The sequence below is a fragment of the Gemmatimonadota bacterium genome, assembly GCA_040388535.1.
In the GTDB taxonomy this organism is placed as follows: domain Bacteria; phylum Gemmatimonadota; class Gemmatimonadetes; order Gemmatimonadales; family GWC2-71-9; genus Palsa-1233.
Window position 1 is genome coordinate 193,774 of sequence record JAZKBR010000009.1, and the last position, 23,355, is coordinate 217,128.

21 protein-coding genes and 1 tRNA gene are annotated in these 23,355 nt (G+C 66.1%); 18 read left to right on the forward strand and 4 right to left on the reverse strand.

The annotated features are described in order from the left end of the window. On the forward strand, nucleotides 1–1,847 hold a 1,847-nt coding region (locus V4558_16810; GenBank protein MES2307164.1), incomplete at its 5' end, for a M14 family metallopeptidase. Nucleotides 1,848–1,855: 8 nt separating this feature from the next. Then, entirely contained in the window at nucleotides 1,856–3,598 is a 1,743-nt protein-coding gene (locus V4558_16815; GenBank protein ID MES2307165.1) for a M14 family metallopeptidase, read from the forward strand. An 83-nt stretch (nucleotides 3,599–3,681) separates the two neighbouring features. Here the strand turns inward: V4558_16815 and V4558_16820 are convergent, their stop codons facing one another. The 3 genes from V4558_16820 to V4558_16830 form a co-directional block, all read right to left on the reverse strand. After that, nucleotides 3,682–5,394 (reverse strand): M20/M25/M40 family metallo-hydrolase, encoded by a 1,713-nt coding sequence (locus V4558_16820; GenBank protein ID MES2307166.1) that lies wholly within the window; start codon nucleotides 5,392–5,394, stop codon nucleotides 3,682–3,684. Nucleotides 5,395–5,479: 85 nt separating this feature from the next. Continuing rightward, nucleotides 5,480–6,415 carry a glycosyltransferase family 4 protein gene (locus V4558_16825; GenBank protein MES2307167.1) on the reverse strand — a complete coding sequence of 312 codons (936 nt, stop codon included), beginning with the start codon at nucleotides 6,413–6,415 and terminating at the stop codon, nucleotides 5,480–5,482. Between the two features lie 51 nt (nucleotides 6,416–6,466). Then, the gene (locus V4558_16830) at nucleotides 6,467–7,480 is read right to left on the reverse strand and encodes a M28 family peptidase (GenBank protein ID MES2307168.1); all 1,014 of its coding nucleotides are present in this window, start codon (nucleotides 7,478–7,480) and stop codon (nucleotides 6,467–6,469) included. Nucleotides 7,481–7,588: 108 nt separating this feature from the next. On the opposite strand from V4558_16830, the gene V4558_16835 reads away from it, so the two are divergent. The 11 genes from V4558_16835 (at nucleotide 7,589) to V4558_16885 (ending at nucleotide 19,115) form a co-directional block, all read left to right on the forward strand. Next, nucleotides 7,589–7,675: transfer RNA gene (locus V4558_16835), tRNA-Ser, on the forward strand. A 73-nt stretch (nucleotides 7,676–7,748) separates the two neighbouring features. Continuing rightward, nucleotides 7,749–8,648, forward strand: coding sequence for a protein-methionine-sulfoxide reductase catalytic subunit MsrP (gene msrP / locus V4558_16840; protein MES2307169.1), 900 nt, complete (start codon nucleotides 7,749–7,751; stop codon nucleotides 8,646–8,648). A 4-nt stretch (nucleotides 8,649–8,652) separates the two neighbouring features. Continuing rightward, nucleotides 8,653–9,285, forward strand: a complete 633-nt coding sequence (locus V4558_16845; protein ID MES2307170.1) for a protein-methionine-sulfoxide reductase heme-binding subunit MsrQ — start codon at nucleotides 8,653–8,655, stop codon at nucleotides 9,283–9,285. A gap of 63 nt (nucleotides 9,286–9,348) precedes the next feature. Then, nucleotides 9,349–10,704 carry a sialidase family protein gene (locus V4558_16850; protein MES2307171.1) on the forward strand — a complete coding sequence of 452 codons (1,356 nt, stop codon included), beginning with the start codon at nucleotides 9,349–9,351 and terminating at the stop codon, nucleotides 10,702–10,704. Nucleotides 10,705–10,791: 87 nt separating this feature from the next. Then, nucleotides 10,792–14,034, forward strand: a complete 3,243-nt coding sequence (locus tag V4558_16855) for a hypothetical protein (protein ID MES2307172.1) — start codon at nucleotides 10,792–10,794, stop codon at nucleotides 14,032–14,034. Continuing rightward, a complete protein-coding gene (locus tag V4558_16860) occupies nucleotides 14,031–14,630 on the forward strand; it encodes a class I SAM-dependent methyltransferase (GenBank protein ID MES2307173.1) in 600 nt (199 codons plus the stop codon). The genes V4558_16855 and V4558_16860 overlap by 4 nt, the downstream gene beginning before the upstream one ends. Beyond that, nucleotides 14,627–15,253, forward strand: coding sequence for a DUF2238 domain-containing protein (locus V4558_16865; protein ID MES2307174.1), 627 nt, complete (start codon nucleotides 14,627–14,629; stop codon nucleotides 15,251–15,253). The genes V4558_16860 and V4558_16865 overlap by 4 nt, the downstream gene beginning before the upstream one ends. 20 nt (nucleotides 15,254–15,273) lie before the next feature. Continuing rightward, nucleotides 15,274–15,819: a bifunctional pyr operon transcriptional regulator/uracil phosphoribosyltransferase PyrR gene (gene pyrR / locus V4558_16870; GenBank protein MES2307175.1), complete on the forward strand. Its 546-nt coding sequence runs from the start codon at nucleotides 15,274–15,276 to the stop codon at nucleotides 15,817–15,819. Next, on the forward strand, nucleotides 15,816–16,772 hold the full coding sequence (locus V4558_16875) for an aspartate carbamoyltransferase catalytic subunit (GenBank protein MES2307176.1): 957 nt from the start codon (nucleotides 15,816–15,818) through the stop codon (nucleotides 16,770–16,772). The genes pyrR and V4558_16875 overlap by 4 nt, the downstream gene beginning before the upstream one ends. After that, the gene (locus tag V4558_16880) at nucleotides 16,769–18,055 is read left to right on the forward strand and encodes a dihydroorotase (protein MES2307177.1); all 1,287 of its coding nucleotides are present in this window, start codon (nucleotides 16,769–16,771) and stop codon (nucleotides 18,053–18,055) included. Before V4558_16875 ends, V4558_16880 begins: the two co-directional genes overlap by 4 nt. Before the next feature lie 64 nt (nucleotides 18,056–18,119). Further along, nucleotides 18,120–19,115, forward strand: coding sequence for a hypothetical protein (locus V4558_16885; GenBank protein MES2307178.1), 996 nt, complete (start codon nucleotides 18,120–18,122; stop codon nucleotides 19,113–19,115). 113 nt (nucleotides 19,116–19,228) lie between these two features. Here V4558_16885 and rpsT read toward each other — a convergent pair whose 3' ends face one another. Next, on the reverse strand, nucleotides 19,229–19,486 hold the full coding sequence (gene rpsT, locus V4558_16890; protein ID MES2307179.1) for a 30S ribosomal protein S20: 258 nt from the start codon (nucleotides 19,484–19,486) through the stop codon (nucleotides 19,229–19,231). Between the two features lie 202 nt (nucleotides 19,487–19,688). Between rpsT and V4558_16895 the strand changes: the two genes are divergently transcribed. From V4558_16895 to V4558_16915, 5 genes are read left to right on the forward strand one after another with little or no spacing between them, the layout of a single operon-like run. Continuing rightward, a complete protein-coding gene (locus tag V4558_16895) occupies nucleotides 19,689–20,354 on the forward strand; it encodes a site-2 protease family protein (GenBank protein ID MES2307180.1) in 666 nt (221 codons plus the stop codon). Then, nucleotides 20,351–21,112 carry a segregation/condensation protein A gene (locus tag V4558_16900; GenBank protein MES2307181.1) on the forward strand — a complete coding sequence of 254 codons (762 nt, stop codon included), beginning with the start codon at nucleotides 20,351–20,353 and terminating at the stop codon, nucleotides 21,110–21,112. The genes V4558_16895 and V4558_16900 overlap by 4 nt, the downstream gene beginning before the upstream one ends. Next, the gene (scpB, locus tag V4558_16905; protein MES2307182.1) at nucleotides 21,078–21,674 is read left to right on the forward strand and encodes an SMC-Scp complex subunit ScpB; all 597 of its coding nucleotides are present in this window, start codon (nucleotides 21,078–21,080) and stop codon (nucleotides 21,672–21,674) included. The genes V4558_16900 and scpB overlap by 35 nt, the downstream gene beginning before the upstream one ends. After that, entirely contained in the window at nucleotides 21,674–22,405 is a 732-nt protein-coding gene (locus V4558_16910; GenBank protein MES2307183.1) for a pseudouridine synthase, read from the forward strand. The genes scpB and V4558_16910 overlap by 1 nt, the downstream gene beginning before the upstream one ends. A gap of 23 nt (nucleotides 22,406–22,428) precedes the next feature. After that, on the forward strand, nucleotides 22,429–23,355 hold the full coding sequence (locus V4558_16915; GenBank protein ID MES2307184.1) for a MoxR family ATPase: 927 nt from the start codon (nucleotides 22,429–22,431) through the stop codon (nucleotides 23,353–23,355).

The window sequence follows — 23,355 nt, forward strand, 5'->3', positions numbered from 1 at the left end:
GTCCGCGAGGCCACGCCTCGCGGGCGCCAGTGGATGACATCCCCGCAAATGCCCGTTATCATCTGCGGGCTCTCCCACCGTACCTGTTCCTCCAATCGACCGTCCTCGAGGTGAAGATGCGCGCGTGCTTCGCGCCGGTTCGAGGAGTGCGCCTGCCGGTGGCGCTCTTCCTGTTCGCGTCCCTGACGTCCACCGCGTCGGCCCAGTGGCGCGATCATCGCGCCCTCAGTGCGGCACTCACGGCCCTGGCCCAGGAGCATGCGAGCCGGGCCTCACTGGTCACGGTGGCGACTTCGCCCGGCGGCCGGTCGATCCAGGCACTTCGGATCGGTTCGGGAGGCAATGTGGCGACTCGCCCGGCGCTGCTGGTGGTGGCCAATGCCTATGGCCCGCACCTGGTCGGTTCCGAGATCGCGTTCACGGCGGCGCAACGGCTGCTGCAAGGCTACGGTCGTGACTCTGCCGCCACCCGACTGCTGAACGGTACCACGCTCTGGTTCGTCCCCCGGCTCAACCCCGATGCCGCCGAAGGGCTGCTTGGCGCTCTCAAGTGGGAACGGGTCGGCAACGGGACCGCCTTCGACGACGATCGCGACCAGAAGGTCGACGAGGACGGCCCGGACGACCTCGACGGCAATGGCGTCATCACGATGATGCGGGTCGAGGATCCCAACGGCGAGTGGCTCGCGGATTCACTGGAGCCGGGGCTGCTGCGGCGCGCCGACCCGGCCAAGGGTGAGGTCGGCAAGTATCGCCTCATCGGCGTCGAGGGAAAGGATGACGACGGCGACACGCGCTATAACGAAGACGCGGTGGGTGGCACCGATATCAATCGCAATTTTGCCTACAACTATGCCCACCACGGTACCAATGCCGGGCTCTTCTCGTTCTCGGCGATCGAGACGCGCTCCTTTGCCGATTTCCTGATCGACCATCCGGAGATCGCGGCGGTGTACGTGCTGGGGCCGCAGGACAACCTGCTGACGCCGTGGACCAATCGGCCGTCGATGGGGATCGCGGACCCGCAAGGGAATCGTTCGCCCGAGGGAACCAGCGCGGGTGGCCAGCTCAACTCGATCCTCAAGGCGGATGAGGCGACCTTCGCTGACGCTTCACGCCGCTTCCAGAAGACCACCGGACTCAGCAAGGGGCCGGCGGGTGCAGCGAGCGCGGGCGACGTGCTCTCGTTCCTCTACTACGATTTCGGTCGCTGGGCGTTCGGCTCGCGGGCGTGGTGGGTGCCCGAGGCGCCGCGCGATACCGCTGGGCGTGGCAGGGCAGGCGCAGCTGCGGGGACCGACGGGCTCAGCGACGACCGCAATGCGTTGCGCTGGTTTCGCGCCAATCGGATCGACGCTTTCGTGCCGTGGGGCAAGGTGACACTTGCGGGCGAATCGCGCGCTACCGAAGTCGGCGGCTTCAAGCCGGGTGCGCTGCTCAATCCGCCTGTTGGTGAACAGTTCGACTCCACCATGGCGCGCCACGAGCGCTTCATCGTCGAACTGGCCGGGATGCTGCCTCGCATTGCCCTGCGCGACGTGAAACTCGAGGCGGTGGGTGAAGGCGTCTGGCGCGTCTCCGCCGATGTCGCCAACGATGGCGCGTTGCCGACGAGCACCGCTCTCGGCGCGCGGCTGCGGAATCCTCGCGGGATGCGTGTCGACCTCGATGTGAAGGGGAACACGATTCTCAGCGGCCAGAAGGTCCAGATCCTCGCACCCATTGCTGGGGGCGGGCGCTCGACCCGACTCGAATGGACCGTCGCGGCTCCTCGCGGCGCCGCCTTGTTGCTCACTGCTGGTTCGCCGGTGACGGGAACCGTGTCTCAGACCATCACGCTCCGGTGAGGCCGCCGATGCGCATCCGACTCCTCGCCCTCGCGGCCCTTGCCGTCACCGCTCGCATTGCTCCGGTGAGCGCGCAACAGGCACCGGCGGCCCTCGGCAATCTCGCCGCCGCCGGCTCGCCGCGTGATCCCAAGGTCCAGGTGATGTGGGATCGCTTCTATGATCACGCCGCCATCGGCGAAATCGGCCGGCGGTTACAGGCCGCTCACCCGAACACCTGCCGCCTCTCGTCCATCGGCAAGAGTCACGACGGCCGCGACATCTGGGTCATCACGGTGAGCGACTTCACCAAGGGCGATCCCGACAAGAAGCCGGCGATGTACATCGACGGCAACATTCACTCGAACGAAATCCAGGGCACCGAGTTCGCCCTGTACACGGCGTGGTACCTCTGCGAGATGCAGGGGCAGAACGCCTGGATCGATTCACTGCTGGCCACGCGCACGATGTACCTGGTGCCGACCATCAACCCCGACGGCCGCGAGGATTACCTCAAGCAGCCGAACAATGCCTCGTCGCCGCGCACCGGCAAGGTGCCGCGCGACAACGATGGCGACGGGCTCATTGATGAGGACAGCTACGACGACCTCGACAAGGACGGCAACATCACCCAGATGCGCCGTCGTAACCCCAACGGCCGCTTCATCGAGAGCCCGGAAGATCCGCGGATCATGATTCCCGCGCTCCCGGGCCAGAAGGGCCAGTGGGACCTGCTCGGCAGCGAAGGGATCGACAACGACGGCGATGGTCTGGTGAACGAGGATGGCATCGGCGGCTACGATCCGAATCGCAACTGGCCCTGGCGCTGGCAGCCGAGCTACGTACAGGGCGGCTCGGACTTCTACCCGACGTCATTGCCGGAAACGCGTGCCGTCATCGACTTCGTGAGCAAGCATCCGAACATTGCGGGTGCCCAGAGCTATCACAACAACGGCGGGATGATCCTTCGCGGCCCTGGCTCTCCGCAGGACGAATACCGGCCGCAGGACGTCCAGGTCTTCGACCAGCTGGGTCGCGTCGGTGAGCGGATCCTGCCGGGCTACAAGTACATCGTGGTCTGGAAGGATCTCTATATCGTCTGGGGCGGGGAACTCGACTGGTTCTATGGCAATCGCGGCATCGTGACTTTCTCGAACGAACTGTGGACCGACTTCAAGTACTTCGAGAAGAACAACGACAACACATCGCGTTACGCGCGGCCGGACTATGAGTTCGATCGACTGCTCCTCTTTGGCGATGCCTTTGTACCGTGGAAGCCGTTCAAGCATCCGCAGTACGGTGACATCGAGGTTGGCGGCTTCAAGAAGACCTTCGGTCGTGCCGAACCCGGCTTCCTGGTCCAGGCGGAAGGGCACCGGAACATGGCGTTCACGCTCTTCCAGATGTGGCAGTTGCCGAGCGTGGGGGTGGACTCGATCGGCGTACGACCGCTGGGCAATGGCCTCACCGAGGTCACCGCGATCGTCTCGAACAATCGCATCGTGCCGACGCACACCCAGCAGGATGTCGAGAACAAGATCACTCGTCCCGACTTTGTCACCCTCACGGGCGGCACGGTCATCACCGGCTACCGCGTCACCAACACGCTCAACGGGCAGTCGACGGAGCAGGCACGCAATCCAGCGCAGCTCGAGATCAGCAACATCCCGGGCAACTCGAACCTGATGGTGAAGTGGGTGGTTCGAGGCAACGGACCATTCACCGTCACTGTGGACTCGGAAAAGGGCGGCACGGCCACACTCCGCAAGTAATAGGGCGGTGATGGGCAAAGCGAACGGGCGCCGGCAACACGCCGACGCCCGTTCTCTGGTCTCTAATCTCCAGTCTCTAGCGACTACTTCAGGCGCGGCTCCGTCTTCCGCGGTGCCTTGACGCAGACCGGCCATGCGCCGCCACCTGCACCACGACCACCGCCGGCGCCGTTGGCGGCAGGCGCCTGCGGGGTGACCCGGTCGAGCGAGATTCGCGTCGGATCTTCCGAGGCCATGTACGCGAGCATTGCCGTGATGGTGGCGTTCCCCTTGAGTTCGTCGAAGACGACCTTGTCAAAGGTGTCGCGTTCGGTGTGCCAGGTCACGTTGCCGTAGTCCCAGCCTGCCGCGCTGAGGCCGAACGCCGGGAGGCCGTTGCAGGCAAAGGAGAAGTCATCGCTGCCGCCGCCAGCCGGCCGGCCGGCGCCGCCGAAGTTGATCTGCGTCTTGAATTCGGTCGGCAGCTTCCCGAGCCAGGCGTTGATGTGATCGGGCGAGTTCACCAGACCCCCGCCACCCATCCGGACAATGCGGCCAGTGCCGTTGTCCTGGTTGAAGAGCGCCATCAATCCCTTGAGGATATCGGGATGGTCTTCAGTGAAGGCCTTGGAACCAACCTCGCCCTCTTCCTCACCGCTCCAGTGTCCCACCAGGATGGTGCGCTTCGGCTTGGGGTAGGCGGTCTTGAGGATGCGCATCGCTTCCATCATCGTCAGCGTGCCGGTGCCGTTGTCGGTGGCACCGCTCGAGCCGTCCCACGAATCGAAGTGGGCCGAGAGCATCACATACTCGTCCGGCTTCTCGGTACCGCGGATCATCGCGACGGTGTTGAACACCGGCTGCTCGCCGAGCAGCTGGCCGTCGAGGTTGAGCCGGAGCTTCGGCTGTTCGCCCTTCTCGGCGAGTCGGAACACCAGGCCGTAATCTTCGCAGCTCAAGGCGATCGTCGGCACCTTCGTGGTGTAGGTCTCGAAGATTTCCATCGTGCCCCAGCCGGTATTGCTGGCGCCGCCGAGTCCACCCCCACCACCGCCACGCGCTCCAGGACCGGGCGCCGGCGTGGTGCCAGCCGGAGCCGGCGGCGGAGCCAGCCGCCACGGCAGCTTCGGTCGCGACGAGATCACGCCGGCGACGCCGCCCTGCTCGAGTCGCACCGCGAGTTCACCACCGCCGAGCGCGAGCGAGTAGCCAGTGCCGCGCACGTCGCGACCGCTCCACTCACGCTGCGTCTTCACCATCAGCGAATCCATCCGCGACTTCACTTCCGGGGTGGCGTTCGCCTGCCAGTCGTCCTGCGGACGGCAAGTGGGGAGCCCGGCCGAAACCAGCACCAACTTTCCCTTGGCCTGCGGCAGCCACTTCACGAATTCGGTGCTGTCCTTGAACCGCGGCAGGATCACCGCAACGGCATCGACGTCCTTCTTGCCAGTGCCCGGCGAGTAGCCGAGCATCTGGCCCTCGAGAGTCCGGGTGCGCGGCGAAATGAGATCGATGTGGGAGTAGCCACGACGCCAGCCGCGCCAGGTGCCGTACTGTTCGTTCTTCGCTTCGATTCCCCAGCCGGTGTAAGTCTTCACCAGCCAGTCCTGTGCGGCCTTGAGGTTGGGAGCGCCCATCAGGCGGGGCCCGAGGGAGTCGAAGAGGGTGTGAGCGAGGTCCCAGGTCTTGCTGTTCTCCATTCCCATCGACCAGATCTGCTTGATGACCGGATCGTCGGTGGGGAAGGTCTGGGCGGAGAGGGGCCCAGCGGCGAGCAGGAGCGCGCCGATGGCGAGGCGATGGTACGCACGAGGCATACGAAAGTCCGGCTGATGTGAAACTGACGGGGGGGACAACCTGCTGGTACGTCCACCGGCCCCGGGATGTTGACGGTGAGGGGGCCTAGGCGAGAAATGGCCTGAGCGCGGCCTCGATCCGGTCGGCACAGGCACCGATGGTGAGCTGGGGGAGGGGCTCATCCGCAACGGTGGTGGCGGGGGAAGCAAGCGCCTCGCGGCAGGCGTGGGCGAGCGCCTCGGCATCGTCAGGATCGAAGAGCCGAACCTTCGGGCCGACAAACTCCCGGTGCACCGCAATGTCCGATGCCACCACCGGCCGCCGCATCGCCAGCCCTTCCATGGGCGTGAGTCCGAAGCCCTCGAATCGCGACGGGCAGACCACGACCGAGGCCTCTCGGTACGCCGCCACGATCTCCTCATCACTCGCCCAGCCGTCGTCGAGTCGCAGGGCAACACCAAGCCTCGCCGCCTCCTGGCGCAACGAGTCGGCCTCGACCCCGCGGCCGATGATCCGGACTGCGACCGGCTCGGGAATCCTCGCGGCGGCCCGGAGCAGCACGCTGTGATTCTTCATCTGCGTGAGCCGTGAAATAGAGAGCAGAACCGCCGTGCCGCCTGGTGCTGCGGCGGTGGCATCGCCGTTGAAGCGCCCACTATCGTAGCAGAACGGCAATTGCGTCGCCTCGACTCCGAGGCGTGCGCGAACGTCAGCGACCGTCGTAGTCGATGGTGCCAGCACGAGCGTGGCCTGTTGCGCCACGTAGCCGATGCGACTGTAGTTGCCTGCACGCTCGGGATAGCGATTGAAGAGCCGCGGGATCTTCCAGAGTCGGCCACCGGTCGCGAAGATGTGATCTGGTCTTCCCGTGCCGAGTCGCCACGGGGGCAGGTCCCAGATGTAGAGGATCAGCGGGCAGCGATGGCGTGTGGCGTAGGCGAACGCCGCCACGGCGCACTGACCGTCGGCAGCCAAGGCAACGCGCGCCGGTCGGTCGCCGTCCTCGCTGATCTGCAGGCCGTGCGTGCGCAGTGTGGGCACTGGCAAGGTGCAGAAGCGATTGGGTGCGAACCAGCGAACGTCATCCACCACTCACTGCCCGGCGGCGGTGATCCTGGCATTGACCGGCGCGCTGTCGAAGCGACGAATGAAATCGGCGACCGTCCGCAGCGCGCCAACGTAGAACGCTGGCATCAGCTTATCGGCGTGATCGCTCGGCCGATGGTAGTCGGGGTGATCTTCTTCGCCGAAATAGACGAAGGGAATTCCCTTGGCGTGAAAGGCACCTTGGTCGGATTGCCCGGTCCAGTCGTTACCGGGGCCGGCCGATGCGCGATCGTGCCCGATCGTCAGGTGAATCGGTGCACAATCGACCGTGGCCTCGAGCAGCGGCGTCAGCAGCGGATACTTCCCCGGGCCAGCCGCATAGAGTTCGTTGTTCACGTTGCGGCCGACCATATCCAGATTCACATTGAGGAGGATCTGGTCGAGCGGCACCGTTGGCGCAGAAACGAAGAAGCGCGAGCCCCACATGCCGGACTCTTCACCGTCCACGGCTGCGAAGATGATCGAGTGGGTCGGGCGCACGCGCAGGAAGTGTCGCGCCAGAATCGCGAGTGCCGCTGTGCCGGAGCCGTTGTCGTCGGCGCCGTTGTAGATCGAGTCGCCGTTGACGGGGCGGCCGATGCCGAGATGGTCGTAGTGCGCCGTGACCACGATGTACTGATCGGGGAACGCGCTCCCCTTGATCAGTCCGACAATGTTCGCACCAGACTTCACGTCCTTGAGCCGGGCAGAGGTCGAAGTCACCGGGACCTTGTGAATTCGTCCGGGCGCGACCGTTTCGAGGCCGAGCGCGTCGAAGCGCGCAGCGAGGAAGTCGCGGACCTTGGCGCTTCCGAGGGAGCCGATGGCGCGGCCACCCATCGAGTCAGCCGAGATGGCCGCCACGTCACTCAGCAGCGCGACCGAGTCGAGCATCGGCAGCGGGGCGCACCCCTGCTTGGTCGGGGGGATGGTCGAGGCCATCGTCGTCTGGCCGGTGCCCCGGGCGCAGGCAGCCGCGACCAGAAGGAGCGGGAGGATCAAGGTCGGGCGGAGCGTCATGGAACGACCGGGAGAAGGGCGGATGGAGAAGGGAGAAGGGGTAAGGGGAAGGCTATCCTCCTCCGGCAGGATGACAACCCCGCCGCGTCGGGCTACTTTCCCGCCCCGGGACAGGTGGCCGAGTGGTTTAAGGCACCACGTTGGAAGCGTGACGTACCGGCAACGGTACCGAGGGTTCGAATCCCTCCCTGTCCGTGGGCTTCGCCTTCAGAAGGAACCGATCCACTTCGGGCGGCGTAGATTCGGTGGACCCTCCTGGAGTGCCGCCGTGCTGATTCGCCGCCCCGATGACATCGCTTCGCGTGACATCACCGACGAAGCGCTCTACCTGAATCGACGCGCCTGGTTGCAAGCCGCCGGAGTCTCACTGGCTGCCTTCGCCCCGCTGCGGTTCTCCCGATTCCACAGCGTCGACGACAAGCCGACTCCCTACAAGCTCATCACGACCTACAACAACTTCTACGAATTCGGCACTTCGAAGGAAGACCCCTCGGAGAATGCCGGCACGTTGCGGCCGAAGCCGTGGACCGTGTCAGTCGAAGGCGACATCAAGCGCCCGGCGAAATACGCGCTCGACGATCTCCTACGCGGGATCCCGGTCGTTGACCGGACCTATCGCCATCGCTGCGTCGAGGCATGGTCGATGGTGATTCCCTGGAACGGGATCCAGTTGCGGGATTTGATCCGCAAGCTCGAACCCGGCTCGAAAGCGAAATTCGTTGAATTCACGACCCTCAACGATCCAGTGCAAATGCCGGGGCTCCGGTCGAACGCGCTGCCCTGGCCGTATGTCGAAGCGTTGCGGATGGACGAGGCGATGCATCCGCTCACGCTCCTTGCGACCGGCATCTATGGCAAGTCGCTGCTCAACCAGAACGGCGCACCACTCCGTCTGGTGACGCCGTGGAAGTACGGCTTCAAGGGCGGCAAATCGATTGTGCGGATTCGCTTTCTCGAGTCGCAGCCGGCGACCACCTGGAATGTGGCCGCGCCGGATGAGTACGGCTTCTACGCCAACGTGAATCCGTCGGTCGATCATCCGCGCTGGACTCAGTCGAAGGAGCGGCCGATCGGCGGATTCCTCAAGGTGCCGACGCTCCCGTTCAACGGCTACGCTGATCAGGTTGCCTCGCTCTACGCAGGGATGGACCTGCGCCGCAACTTCTGAATCGATGACCGCTGCGCAATGGGTCGGGCGTGTCGCCCGGCCCGCCGTCTGGTTCGGCGGCGCCATCCCGGCCGTCGTCCTCGTGCTCCGTTTCTTCAACGTCTACGGGGAAGACCTCGGCGCGAATCCCGCTGAGAAGCTGGAGCACTTCACCGGAACCGCAGCGCTCATCATCCTGCTGGTGACCCTGACGATCACCCCGCTGCGCCGGGTCACCGGAGTCAATGCGTTCATCAAGCTGCGGCGGCCGATCGGCCTCTGGGCCTTTGCGTATGCCTGCGTCCACCTCTCCTGCTACCTCGTCTTCGACCAGTCGTTCGATTGGCCCGAGATTCTCAAGGACATCGCCAAGCGGCCCTACATCACGGTCGGCTTTACCGCCTTCCTGATCCTCCTTGCCCTCGCCTTGACCTCGACCGCCTGGGCGATCCGGCGGCTCGGTCGGCGCTGGCAGGCCCTCCACCGGCTGGTCTATGTGGCCGCGACGCTCGGGGTCTTCCATTACCTCTGGTCGGTGAAGCGCGACGTATCCGTACCGGTCGGGCTGGGGATGGTGTTGCTCGCCCTTCTCGCGCTGAGGGTCAAACGGCCGCCAAGTCGCGCGGCTGCCGGGGACGCCCTACCTTTAGAGTCCTGACCTGATCCGATTGGCACCGCCGTCACTTGTGGCCACGCCGCGGCCCCCGCACGGAGATCCTGAATGACTTTCGTCCATCGTAGCGTGGTACTGGCCCTCGTGGTCGCCGGCTGTTCGCCTGCCGACAAGCCCCAGGCCCCGACGGCCCCCGCTGTCGCCATGTCTCCGGTGACGGTGGAATCGAAGGCGACCAGCAACGGTGCCACGCCGATGTTTCTGATGACCCCGGGCGGCGCGAAGGTGCTCTCCTGGGTCGCGGCGCCGGATAGCGGGTCGGAAGGGGTGCTCTTCGTGCGGGTCGAGGCTCCCGACGGCAAGGTCACCACGTCGGGCATTCACGATCCACTCGGCGCCGTCGAGCCGCATGGCGAAGCACCGCCGCAACTCGCCGCAGGTGCCGACGGCTCGCTGTACGCGCTCTACACCGTGGGACGGGACACCGGTGGTCGTTTCGCCAAGAGCGCGCTGCGCTTCTCGCGCAGCACCGACGGCGGTGCGACCTGGAGCGCGCCCCAGAGTCTCAACGAGGGCGAAGAGTTCGGGTCGAACAACTTCCATTCGCTGCTGGCTGGCAATGACGGGACCGTGTACGCTGCCTGGCTCAGCAGCGTCGATCAGAAGTCGGGCGTCTGGCTTCGGGTCTCGTCGGATGGCGGGAAGAGCTGGAACAAGTCCAAGGCGATCCACCCCGACCCGACCTGCCCCTGCTGCCGCACCGGTCTGGCGCTGGCTCCCGACGGCACGCTCTACTCCTCTTATCGGAAGATCTTCCCCGGCGACGTGCGCGACATGGTCGTGATGGCGTCGCACGACAAGGGCGCCACCTGGAGTGCACCGGTGCGTCCGCGCGCCGACGAATGGGTCTTCCCGGGCTGTCCGCACGCCGGCGCGTCGCTCAAGGTCGACGCGACGGGCGCAGTGCACATCGCCTGGTGGACCGGCAAGGCCGGAGCGGCCGGGGTCTGGTATGGCGTCTCGAAGGATGGCGGTGCTACCTGGACCGCGACGCCGATTGATACCGGCGCGACCTCGGCACCGGCCCACGTCCAGCTCGCGCTTACCGGGGCAACCGGAGTCGTGGTGGCGTGGGACGATGGCAAGTCGAAGCTCCCCCGGATTCTCCTGCGCGCGTCGGCGGATGGCGGCACGACCTTCGGCAAGGCGCTGGAAATGAGCGACGCTCGCAGCGGTGCGGCGACCTTCCCGGTCCTGGCCGTTGATCGCGACTCGCTCACCGTGGCATGGAGTCAGAAGCCCGATTCGAGTTATCGCGCGGAACTCGCCATGCGCGAGGCGATGAAGCACGACAAGAGTGTGAAAATGGGGATGCCGCGGGTCGGCCAGCAGGAAGTCCTGGCGCGCCGAATTGCGCTGTCGGCCCTGCCGGTGGCCCCCGTTTCCGTGACCCAGCGGCCGTAGTCACAGGCCGAGTTCCAACCCGGCCTCTTCCTGCTGCGTAGCGAAGGGGTCGGACCCCCGCGTTTCCTCCAACTTCGAGCCTGCTTCATGCGACGACTTCGCATCAGTGCTGCCGTTGTGCTCCTGTTCCTGGGCACATCGGCCCACGCCGTGGCCCAGACACACGCCACTCTCGATTCGGCGACGGTTGCCGCCTTCCGCTGGCGGAACGTCGGGCCCGCCAACATGCAGGGCCGCGTCACCGACGTCGAGGGGATCCCCTCGCCGTCGCACACGTTCTTCGTCGCAAGCGCGGCTGGCGGAATCTGGAAGACCACCAACGGCGGGGTCTCGTTCCGGCCGATCTTCGAGAAGGAACGGGTGGTGTCGATGGGCGATCTCGCGATCGCGCCGAGCGACACCAATCAGATCTGGGCGGGGACTGGCGAAGAGGATTCCCGCAATTCCATCTCGCCGGGGCAGGGGATCTACAAGTCGGCCGACGGCGGCCTGACCTGGACCCTGATGGGACTCGAGAAGACCCAGGCGATCGCCAGGATCCTGGTGCACCCGCGGAATCCCGATGTGGTCTGGGTCGCCGCGCTGGGTGCGGCGTGGAACAGCAATCCCGAGCGCGGTCTCTACAAGACCACCGATGGTGGCAAGAACTGGCGTCTCGTGAAGTTCATCTCCGACAAGGCCGGCTTCATCGACATCGCGATGGATCCGACCAACCCCGACATTCTATTCGCGGCCAGCTGGCAGCGCGTGCGCGGACCGTACTTCCTCAATAGCGGCGGCCCCGGTAGTGCTCTCTGGAAGAGCACCGACGGCGGCGAGACCTGGAATGAAGTGAAGGGTGGCGGCTTCCCGGAAACGGTGAAGGGGCGCATTGGTCTGGCGATTGCGCCGAGCGATGCGCGGGTGGTGTATGCCCTGGTCGAAGCCGATTCGGTGCCGAACCCGAAGGGGAAGAAGGGCGTCGGGACTCCGGCGCAGCTGCAGAACGGTCTCTACCGTTCCGCCGATGGCGGCGCGACCTGGGCCAAGATGAACAACGTCAACGTGCGGCCGTTCTACTACTCGCAAGTCCGCGTTGACGTCAAGGATCCGAATCGGGTCTACTGGTCCTCCACGCCGGTGAGCATGAGCACCGACGGTGGCAAGACCGTGCGCCAGACGACCGTGGGCCTGCACGTCGATCACCACGCGATGTGGCTCGATCCCAATGATGCCAATCACATGGTGGTCGGCAATGACGGCGGCGTGGGACAGAGCTGGGACAAGGGCGGTAACTGGCAGTTCCTCAACTCGTTCGCGATCGGCCAGTTCTATGAAGTCTCCTTCGACTTCGCGACGCCATACAACATCTGCGGCGGCCTGCAGGACAACGGCTCGTGGTGCGGACCGAGTCGGCGCCGCAATGGTGCGATCACCAACGCGATGTGGCACAACGTCGGCGGTGGCGACGGCTTCTATACCGCCCAGGATCCGACCGATCCGAACATCATCTACTCGGAGTCGCAGGGTGGCTCGATGGGGCGCGTCGATATCTCGACCGGCCAGAGCTACCGGATCAACAAGCCCAATTGGCGCACGCGGGCCGGCGAGATGGAGGATTCCATCGCCGTGCTCGAACTCGACTCGCTGAAGGCAGCCTCACCGGCGGGGAAGAAGCGCATCACCGAGATCCGCGGGCTGGTCGCGGCCGACTCGACCGCGCTTGACCTGCGCTGGAACTGGAACACCCCGTTCTTCCTCTCGCCGCACAACCCCACCGTCTTCTATGCCGGTGCGAATCGGGTCGTGAAGTCGGTCAAGCGCGGCGAGGATCTCTTCGTGATCTCGCCCGATCTCACGATGCGCGACACGATGAAGATCCGCGTGTCGACGCAAACCACTGGCGGCATCACGACCGATGCTACCGGCGCCGAGACCTTCGGGACCATTACCACGCTGGCGGAGTCGTACAAGCGGCCCGGTCTGCTCTATGCTGGCACCGATGATGGCAAGGTCTGGCTCACGCGCAACGATGGCGGCAACTGGGAAGACCTCACGGGTCGCTTCCCCGGCGCACCGGCGGGCGCCTACGTCGTCCGCATCGAGCCGTCGTACGTCGATACCAACACCTTCTATGTCGCGTTCGATAACCACCGCGTCGGCGACTACCTGCCGTATCTCTACGTCACCACCGACTACGGCAGGACGTTCAAGTCGATCGTGAACAACCTGCCGACCGGTGGCGTCGATTTCCTCCACGTCGTGCGCGAGGATCCCGCGTCACCCAAGGTCCTCTATGTCGGCACCGACGTCGGCGCGTATCTCTCCCTCGATCGTGGGGCGTCGTGGCAGAAGTTCATGACCGGCCTGCCGACGGTGCCGGTGCACGATCTCAAGATCCAGCCGCGCGATCGGGAGTTGATCGCCGGCACGCACGGCCGCGCGATCTGGGTGGTCGACGTGGCGCCGCTGCCGCAACTGGCGGACTCCCTCACCCGTGCTGCGGCGCTCGTGGTATTCAAGCCGCGGACCGCGTGGCAGTACGGTGAACGCCGCATCAACGGTGAGGATGTGGGTCAGGGCACCTTCCGTGCGACGTCACCGACCTACGGTGCGGATATCGCCTACCGGGTCACCGGCGCCACGGCCAACACCGATCGTGCGACGATCACCATTCTCAATGCGGCAGGCGATACGGTGCAGTCGCTGACCGGCCCAGGTAGCAACGGTCTCCAGCGGGTCAGCTGGAATTTCCGGTCTCGTCCTGGTCCGCGCGCGGCACTCTCTCCCGCCGCGCTGCGCGACAGTATCAAGGGTGCCAAGCGCTTCGACGCCGTCATGGATTCGCTCACGAAGGCGGGCACCGACACCGCAGCGCTCGGTCGGGTACGACGCATCCTGCGTCCGGTCGGCGGCGCCAACCCACAGGGCGGGCGCAACTTCGGCGGAGGCGGGCCGGGTGGCCCTGGCGGTGGCCAACCGACCGGCTGGGTCGAACGGCCCGGTGAAGCAGCGGGTGGTGGCGGCCGTGGCCCGGGTGGTGGCGGAGCGGCCGGTGCCGACTCGGCGCTGGTGCGGATCGTGACCGGTCTCATCGCGGTTCCAAATGCACGCGGCGGCGGGAACAACTTCGGCGGCGGTGGCGGCGGGCTGGTGGCGTCGGGTGATTATCTCGTCGTCGTCAAGCTGGGCGACAAGATCGCGAAGACCCTGCTGCGGGTCGAGCGCGGTCCCGGTGCCGATATCGACGTCTCCTTCTTCGAAGATCACGACGATCCCGCCACCGATGGCGACGACGGCGATGATGCCGCGGACGACGCAGACGGAGGCGGTGGCTTTCCGCGTCGATGACCAAGCGCTACGACAAGGCGTATTTCGACAAGTGGTACCGCGACCCCAGGCATCGCGTGGGGTCGCGGACGCGACTGCTCCGAGAGATCGGCTTCGTCGTCGCCGTGGCGGAGCAGTTGCTTGATCGGCCCCTCCGCTCGGTGCTCGACGTGGGGGCGGGGGAGGGGCGCTGGCAACCGCTGCTGCAGGAACTGCGACCAGGCTCGCGCTATGCCGGTGTCGAGCCCAGTGAATATGCGGTTGCACGCTGGGGTGGGCGGCGCAACGTCCGTCTCGGTGATCTGGATTCGCTCGACGCCCTCGGCCTCGACGGACCGTTCGACCTCGTGGTCTGTGCCGATGTGCTGCACTACCTGCCGACCCCGGCGCTTCGCCGCGCGATGCACCAGCTTGCGCCACTCGTTGGTGGTTTGGCGTACTTGCCGACCTTCACGGCCGAAGACGACATCGACGGCGACCGGGTGGGCTTCCAGCGGCGCCGGGCAGCGACCTACCGGTCGATTCACCGGGCGGCCAATTTGATTCCCATCGGACTACACCTTTACGTCACTCGGGCACGTGCGAGTGAACTCGCCTCTCTGGAGCGGCCGCAATGACTCGCGACTCTCGGCGCTCCTGGTGGCTGCTCGGCATCGGAACTCTGGCCCTGGTGGTGTCACGGTTCGGCGCTTACGACCCCGGCACCTGGCTGATGGAGGTTTTCCCGATCTTCCTCGTGGTGCCGGTACTCATCTTCAGCGCCCGGCGCTTCCCGCTGACCCCGATGCTCTATCTGTTGATCCTGATCCACGCCATCATCCTGATGGTCGGTGGGCACTGGACATACGCGCGGGTGCCGGCCGGATACTGGGTCCAGGAACTGTTCGGGATGGTGCGCAACCCATATGACCGGCTCGGCCATTTCGCCCAAGGCTTCGTGCCCGCCATTGCGGCCCGTGAGATCTACCGGCGGCGCATCCCGCTCCCGCCCGGGAAGTGGCTCTTCTGGCTGGTCTGCTGCACCTGCCTGGCCATCTCGGCGTGCTACGAATTCATCGAGTGGTGGAGCGCACTGGCGATGGGGAACGGCGCGACAGACTTCCTCGGCACGCAGGGCGATATCTGGGATACGCAGTGGGATATGTTCACCGCCCTGATCGGCAGCGGGGTGGCGCAGTTGACCCTCGCCCGGCTCCACGAGAGCCAGCTGGCTGCGCTCCCCGAGCGACCCTCCTCCTGAACGATTAGTATTTGGCCCCGATGCCCATCACGACGCGACTCCTCGACGCCCCCGCCCTGGGGCGGGTGCTCACGCGCATGGCCTCGGAAATTGTCGAGCGCACGGCGGGACATGGTCCGGTGGTCCTGGTGGGGATCCAGCGCCGGGGCGTCCAGCTGGCCAACCGCCTCGCGCCGATGATCGAGGCGCAGCTCGACGCGCCGATCCGGCGGGGCGTGCTCGACATCACCCTTTATCGTGACGACCTGCAGGCCATCGGCCAGCGCCCGGTGGTGCACCAGACCAAGCTCCCTCCCCATCTCGACGGCACCACGGTCGTCATCGTCGACGACGTCCTCTTCACCGGACGCACGGTGCGCGCTGCCCTCGACGAGATCGCCGATTTCGGACGCCCCCATCGCGTACTGCTCGCGGTGCTGGTCGATCGGGGCGGGCGCGAACTGCCGATCGCTGCCGATATCATCGGGGCCACGGTGACCACCACCAGCGATGATCACGTGAAGGTGCTGGTGGCGGATCTCGATGGTGAGGATGCCGTCGACCTGGTGCGCGGAAGGTCCACGTGACCGCGGTGCTCGGCAAGGATCTCGTCGGGCTCGAGTTTCTTTCGCGCGAGCAGATCACCGCGATTCTCGACACGGCGGAACCGTTCAAGGAAGTGTCGGAGCGCCCGATCAAGAAGGTCCCGGCGTTGCGCGGGAAGACGATCGTCAACCTCTTCTTCGAAGCCTCGACCCGCACCCGGATCTCGTTCGAGTTTGCCGAAAAGCGACTCTCCGCCGATACCGTCAACGTTCAGGCCGTCGGCTCGTCGGTGTCCAAGGGCGAGACCCTGGTCGACACCGCGCGCAATCTCGAGGCGATGCGGATCGACATGGTCGTGATCCGTCACGGCGCATCGGGAGCTGCGCGCTTCCTCGGCGATCGCATCCGCTCCAACGTCATCAATGCGGGCGACGGCAAGCACGAGCACCCGACGCAGGCGCTGCTCGACCTGCTCACCCTGCGCGACCGGTTCGGCAAGCTTGAGGGGCTGAAGGTCTGCATCGTCGGTGACGTGCTGCACTCGCGGGTCGCGCGCAGCAACATTTGGGGCCTGCTCAAGCTCGGCGCCGAGGTTGCGGTCTGCGGGCCGCCGACACTGCTGCCGAGTCACGTGGCAGACCTCGGAGTTCGCGTGTTCCGGCGCGTTGAAGAAGCGATCGAGTGGGCCGACGCGCTCAACGTGCTGCGGCTGCAGCTCGAACGGATGCACGCCGGCTTCATCCCGTCGCTCCGGGAGTACAACCGGCTCTTCGGCGTGACCACCGAAAAGTTGTCGCGGGCACCGAAGGATCTCCTGATCCTCCATCCCGGGCCGATGAACCGCGGCGTCGAGATCGATTCCGACGTGGCCGACGGCGCCCATTCCGTGATTCTGCCGCAGGTGACCAATGGCGTCGCCGTGCGGATGGCAGTGCTTTACCTGCTGGCAGGCGGGGCGCCGGATTGGGCGTCCGCTGGAGGCGACACATCGTGAGTGCGATCCTGTTCCGTGATGGCCGCGTGATCGACCCGTCGCAACAGCTCGACGAGGTCACCCACTTGCTGGTCCAGGATGGCAAGATCGCCGCCATTGGCCGCGATCTTGGTACTCCGGATGGCGCGCGTGTCGTGGATGCGACCGGACTTGTCATCGCACCTGGGCTCATTGATGTGCACGTGCATCTTCGCGAGCCGGGGCAGGAGGATCGCGAGACGATTGCGACCGGAGCCGCGAGCGCGGTAGCCGGCGGCTTCACCGGAATCTGCGCAATGCCGAATACCGATCCGGTGATCGACAACCAGGCGGCCGTGGGATTCGTGAAGGCACGCGGGCTCGAGGCGGCGCTCGCGCGGGTCTATCCCATCGGGTGCATCTCGCTCGGGCAACGCGGCGAGCAGCTCGCCGAGTTCGGTGAAATGGTCGCGGCCGGTGCCGTGGCGGTGAGCGACGATGGCCACCCGGTGATGTCGAGCCAGTTGATGCGAACGGCAATGGAGTATGCGCGCATCTTCGGCATTCCGGTGGCCGACCACTGCGAGGACACACCGCTGGCGCACGGCGGCGCGATGCACGAGGGGATCGTGAGCACCCGCCTCGGGCTCAAGGGGATTCCCTCTGCGGCGGAAGAGATTCACGTGGCCCGCGACTGCATTCTCGCGGATCTCACGGGCGGACACGTCCACCTCTGCCACATGAGCACCCGCGGATCGGTCGACCTCATCCGCCGGGCCAAGGAGAAGGGGCTGCCGGTCACCGCCGAAGCGGCGCCGCACCATTTCTCGTTGACCCATGAACGGTGCGAAGGGTACGACACCAATGCCAAGATGAATCCGCCGTTGCGTGAGGCCGAGGATCGTGATGCGATCCGCGCGGCACTCGCCGATGGTACCATCGACTGCATTGCCACAGATCACGCGCCCCATCACTACGATGCCAAGGAGCGCGAGTTCGACGACGCACCCAACGGCATCATCGGGCTCGAGACGGCGCTGTCGATCGGGCTCCGCGAGCTGGTGCAGCCAGGATTGCTTTCGCTCGCGACGCTGATCGAGCGGATGAGCTGTGCCCCGGCCCGCCTCTGGCACCTCGATGGCGGTTCGCTGCGCCGCGGCGGGGTCGCCGACATCGTGGTCTTCGATCCCGCGGCGACCTGGACAGTGGAGCCCAGCCGCTTCCGGTCGAAGTCGCGCAACACCCCGTGGGGAGGGGAAACCCTCCCCGGCGTGGTGCACTGGACACTGGTCGCCGGACGCCCGGTATACCAGCGGGCACCGTGATAGATTTGAGGGGTCCGCAGCCCCGCTCCCGGGGAATGGCTGCCCATCAGGTATCCTGGAACCGATGACCCAGACTCCCCACGATCTCGCCGCGGTCGAGCAGCTCCTTGAAGAGCGTGACGCCATCCACGGCTGGCTGTCGCGTCTCGATGCGGCCGGCGCCGCTGCCCCAGACTCCGTGCGCGCGCGGGTGCGACGCGATTACGAAGTCCGGATGGATGGACTCACCGAGCGACTCCGCGTTCACGCCGATGCCGTAGCGGGGAAGCTTCGCGACGACCGGGCCGAGCACGCCGATCTGGCGGCGCGTGCCACCGCCGCGCGCGAGGCGCTCGCCGAGGCCGAACTCCGGCATCTGGTTGGCGAATTCGAGGGCGAGCGCTACGAGGCGGAGCGCACCCGGCACAGCAGCGATCTCGAAACCTTCGAACTCTCGCTCGCCGCTGCGTCGGAGCGGATCGGCCGGCTTGAGGATGTGCACGCACTCATTGCCGCCGCACCGAAGGTCACTCCGCCCAGCGAGCCTCTCTCGGCTCCCGTGCTCACGACGCCCGCGGTTGAACCGGCCGCGCCCGCCGAGCCGATGTCGCCGGAGATCGTGATCCAGTTCGAGTCCGAAGTCGAGGAAATCGAGATCGACGACCTGGCGCCGGATAACGACGATGACTTGCTCGCCGTCTTCGAGGACGTGGACTCGCTCCCTCCGCTGGTTGCCCCGGTCTCCGACTTTGCGCCACTCTCGTTCCGCCCGAGTGGGAATGCTCCTTCGGAGCCGGTCCGGCCGGTGACGCCGCCGCTCCGGTCGAATACCCCGCCGCTGGGGATGCCGGCCGAAAGTCCGCCACGATTCGTCCGACCGGGTGAGGTCGTTGCCGCGCCAGTCCAGGGAGATCACGCGTCTGACTCGCTCTTCGACGAGGATATCGTCGCGGCGAGCCCGACTCTGGAACAGCCAGTGAACGTGGCTGGCCGGACGCTCAGGTGCGGCGAATGTGGCGCGATGAACCGGCCGCTCGAGTGGTACTGCGAGAAGTGCGGCGCGGAGCTGACGGCCTTGTAGGGGCGGCGCTAGCGCCGCCCCGCACATGCGCCGCTCGAGGGAAAAATCTCGCCCGCCAGAGCATCAGCTCTGGCGGGCGATTTGGTGCAGGGGAGTCCAGCCTGGCTTGGAGCTTACTTCGCCTTGGCGGCGTTCAGCGCCTTCGCAAGCCGGCTCTTGGTGCGGGCCGCGGTGTTGCGGTGCACGATGTTCTTCCGCCCGGCGCGATCGATCAGCGAGGCAGCTTCCTGAAGGGCCTTCTCGGCCTCGTCGGGGGAAGCGGTCCGGACCTTCTTGATCGCGGTGCGAAGCTCGCTGCGTGCCGCCTTGTTGTGGGCGGTACGGGCCTTCGTCTGGCGCATGCGCTTCTTGGCGGACTTGATGCGTGGCACGGTGTTCCCCTGGCAGCTGCGTTGATCAGATGGGGGAGGCCCACCGAGGGTCCCCGCAAGCCCTGTAGGATAGTGAGCCGAGCCCCGGCCGACAAGGGGGGAGAGGGCCAAACCTTTGACCAAGTCGCTGTCCCGGGCTAGGTTGGACCACTTCTCCTGCGCCGAAGGATCTCCCCTGCTGGACTTTCTCCTCGCCCTCCCAATGCTGCTCTTCGCCCTTGTGGCGCACGAGTTCGCCCACGGCTGGGTTGCCCACTCCCAGGGAGACGACACCGCCTACAATCTGGGGCGGTTGACGCTCAACCCGATTCCCCATATCGACCCCTTCCTGACCCTGATCCTGCCGATCGTGCTCTGGGTCGGGTCCAATGGGGCGTTCACCTTTGGCGGGGCGAAGCCGGTCCCGATCAATCCGCGGAATTTCCGGAACTACCGCCGCGGTGACATCCTGACCTCCGGGGCGGGCGTCGTCACCAATGCCGTGCTGGCAGTGGCCTGCACCCTGTTGATCATCCTGGTGGGCTGGCTCCACCAGCTCAGCGGCGGCCTCGGCACCTCCACGGCCAACGCCGCCCAGCGGATGCTGACCTACGGGGTGATGATCAACTGCGTCCTGGCGGTGTTCAACCTGATCCCGATCCCGCCGCTCGATGGCTCCCGGCTCTTCTACCACCTGCTCCCCCCGGCGCTGGGGGCGCGGTACCGCGCGCTCGACCGGTTCGGGTTCGCGATTCTCCTCGTGCTGATGCTGCTGGGGAAGGGGCTGATTACCACCCTCCTGACCCCCGCGTACTGGAGCGCCGAGCACCTGCTCGCCCTGGCCAACCCCTTCGCGGTGGCTGCTTCCGCCGACATCTTCCAGCCATGAGTACAACGCTTGACCCGCTCGCCGGGGAGCTGGAGCAGGGTGCCGGGTTTGTCGTGGCGCTCGACGGTTTCACCGGGCCTCTGGATCTTCTCCTGCATCTGGTGCGCGAGGAGCAGATCGATATTGCCGATATTCCCGTCGCGCGCATCTGCGACCAGTTCCTCGGCATCATTCATTCGCTCGGGCTGAACCAGGCCGCCGACTATCTCGAACTGGCCGGTCGGCTGATTCGACTCAAGGCGCAACTGCTGCTGCCGCGTCGCACCGACGACGACGAATGGGAAGATCCGCGCGCCGAACTGGTGCGCCGACTGCTCGAGTATCAGCAGATCAAGGAAATTGCGCTGCAGTTCTCGCGGATGGCGGAGCGTCGGGCGCTGCGCTGTGCCCGCGGGTTCCTGCCGCCGCCGGGTGAGGCGCCACCACCACTCCCGCTGACGATGGACCTGCTCGACCTGCTGGTCGCCGTCGAGCGCGTGGTGATGAACATTCCCTCGCCGGTGATGCACAGCATCGTGACGCGTCCACTCGATGTCGAGTCGGCCGTGACGCGAATCGAGGAGCTGCTCGCGGCGCACGAGCATTTCGACTGGCGTGATGCCCTCGGACCTCAGCCCACCATCGTGGTGCTGCTCTCCACCCTGCTTGCCATCCTGGAACTCGCACGTCGTGGCATCTGCCGCGTGCGCCAGGATCTTCCCTTTGCCACGTTGGTGATTGCCCGTGAGCTCGCTGAACCCGCTGTCGCAACTGCTTGAGGCTGCGTTCTTCGCGGCCAACCGTCCCCTCACGCTCGATGAGCTGGAGGGGCTGGAGCCCGAGGCCGCCCCGGCAGAAATTCGCACCGCACTCGATGAGTTGCGGGAGCATTACGACTTCGGTGGCCATTCCATCGAGGTCGTCGAGATCGGTGGCGGCTTCCAGATTCTTACCCGGCCGGCGTTCGCCGCCGCCGTGGAACGCGCCCACGCGATGCAGCGCCAGCCGCGACTCTCCGCCGCGACGCTCGAGACCCTCGCGACGATCGCGTACCGCCAGCCCGTCGGGCGCGCGGAGATCGAGGAAATTCGCGGGGTGAACTCCGGCGGCGTGTTGCGCACGCTGCAGGAGCGCGGGCTCATCGAAGTGATCGGCCGAAGCGAAGCGCTCGGTCGTCCGCTGCTCTACGGCACCACGCCACTCTTCCTCGAGTTGCTCGGCATCAACGACCTCGCCGACCTGCCACGCGCCGAAGAGCTCACGATCGCACTGCAGCCGCATCGTCCCGAGCCCGAACCTGAAGGTGATGCTGCCGGATTTGCCTCGGTCGAGGAGGGCTGATGCCCCCGATGCGATTGCAGCGCTTCCTCGCGCGAGCGGGGGTGGCGTCACGTCGGCAGGCGGAACTGCTGATCACCGAAGGAAAGGTCCGGGTCGACGGCAAGCCGGCCGAGCTGGGGATGTCGGTCGATCCCCAGAAGGCGCGCGTCACCATCGGCAAGAAGGTGATCAAGCTGGCGGAGCGTCGCTGGATCGCGCTCAACAAGCCGATGGGTGTCGTCACCACGGCCGATGACGAGGAAGGGCGCAAGACCGTCTTCGACCTGATCAAGGAATCCAACGGTCTCACCTATGTGGGGCGCCTCGACGTGGCGACCACCGGCCTGTTGTTGCTCACGACCGACGGCGAAGCGGTGCATCGCCTCACGCACCCCAAGTACCGGGTACCGCGCAGCTACATCGCACTGGTCCACGGGGTCGACACGGCCGTGCTCGATCAGCGCTCCAAGGAGAAAGTGGTCATCGAGGGGCGCCCCGTCGTCCCCTCGCGCGTACGGGTCCGCCCAGGCAAGGATGGCCGCAGCGTGCTCGAGGTGACACTGAGTGAGGGTCGAAATCGTATCGTGCGACGCTGGGTCGAGGAGATGGGCGGCAAGGTCGAGCGACTGGCCCGCGTCTCGTACGGTCCGGTACGGCTCGACGATCTGCCGAGCGGACACTGGCGTCCGCTCACGCCGCAGGAAGAGCGCGGCATCTACAAGGCGATCGGCATGAAGGACGAGGAGGACTAGTGGCGTTTCCGGTTGCGGCGGTGATGACCGAGGTTCGCAAGCGAATCGTCGGTCAGGAGACGATGGTGGAGCGGTTGCTGATCGGCCTGCTGACGGGCGGGCATGTCCTGCTCGAAGGTGTGCCGGGGCTCGCCAAGACACTGACGGTGCGGACGCTCGCAGATGTGCTGAACGCGTCATTTTCCCGGATCCAGTTCACGCCCGACCTCCTCCCGGCCGATGTGGTCGGGACGATGATCTTCGAACAGCAGCGTCAGGCATTCACGGTACGCCACGGGCCGATCTTCGCGCAGATCGTGCTCGCCGACGAAGTGAACCGCGCTCCGGCCAAGGTGCAGTCGGCACTGCTTGAGGCGATGCAGGAACGGCAAGTGACCATCGGCGGCACCTCGTATGCGCTGCCCGAACCATTCCTCGTCCTCGCGACCCAGAACCCGATCGAGAACGAAGGGACCTATCCGCTGCCGGAAGCGCAGCTCGATCGTTTCCTGCTGAAGATCAAGGTCGGCTATCCCGATCGTGCCGAGGAGCGCGAAGTCCTCACCCGGATGAGCGCCTCGTTCGACAGCATCCCGGTGCAACGCCTCGCCGAGCCGGCGCAGGTGCTAGCCGCCCGGGCGCAGATCGAGGCGATCCATCTCGATGCCCGACTGGCGGATTACATCGTCGACCTCGTTCGTGCCACACGCGAACCGGCCGCGATCGGCCTCGGCGCGCTCACACCGATGATCGCCTTCGGCGCCTCGCCGCGCGCATCGATCGCCCTGGCGCAGTGCGCGCGTGCCCACGCGTACTTGCGGGGTCGCGACTACGTCACTCCGGCCGATGTGCAGGCGCTGGCCCCGGATGTGATGCGTCACCGCATTGTGCTCACGTTCGACGCCGAGGCCGAGGGCCTCGATACCGACGCGGTCATCGCGCAGGTGCTGGCCGCGGTACCGGTGCCGTGA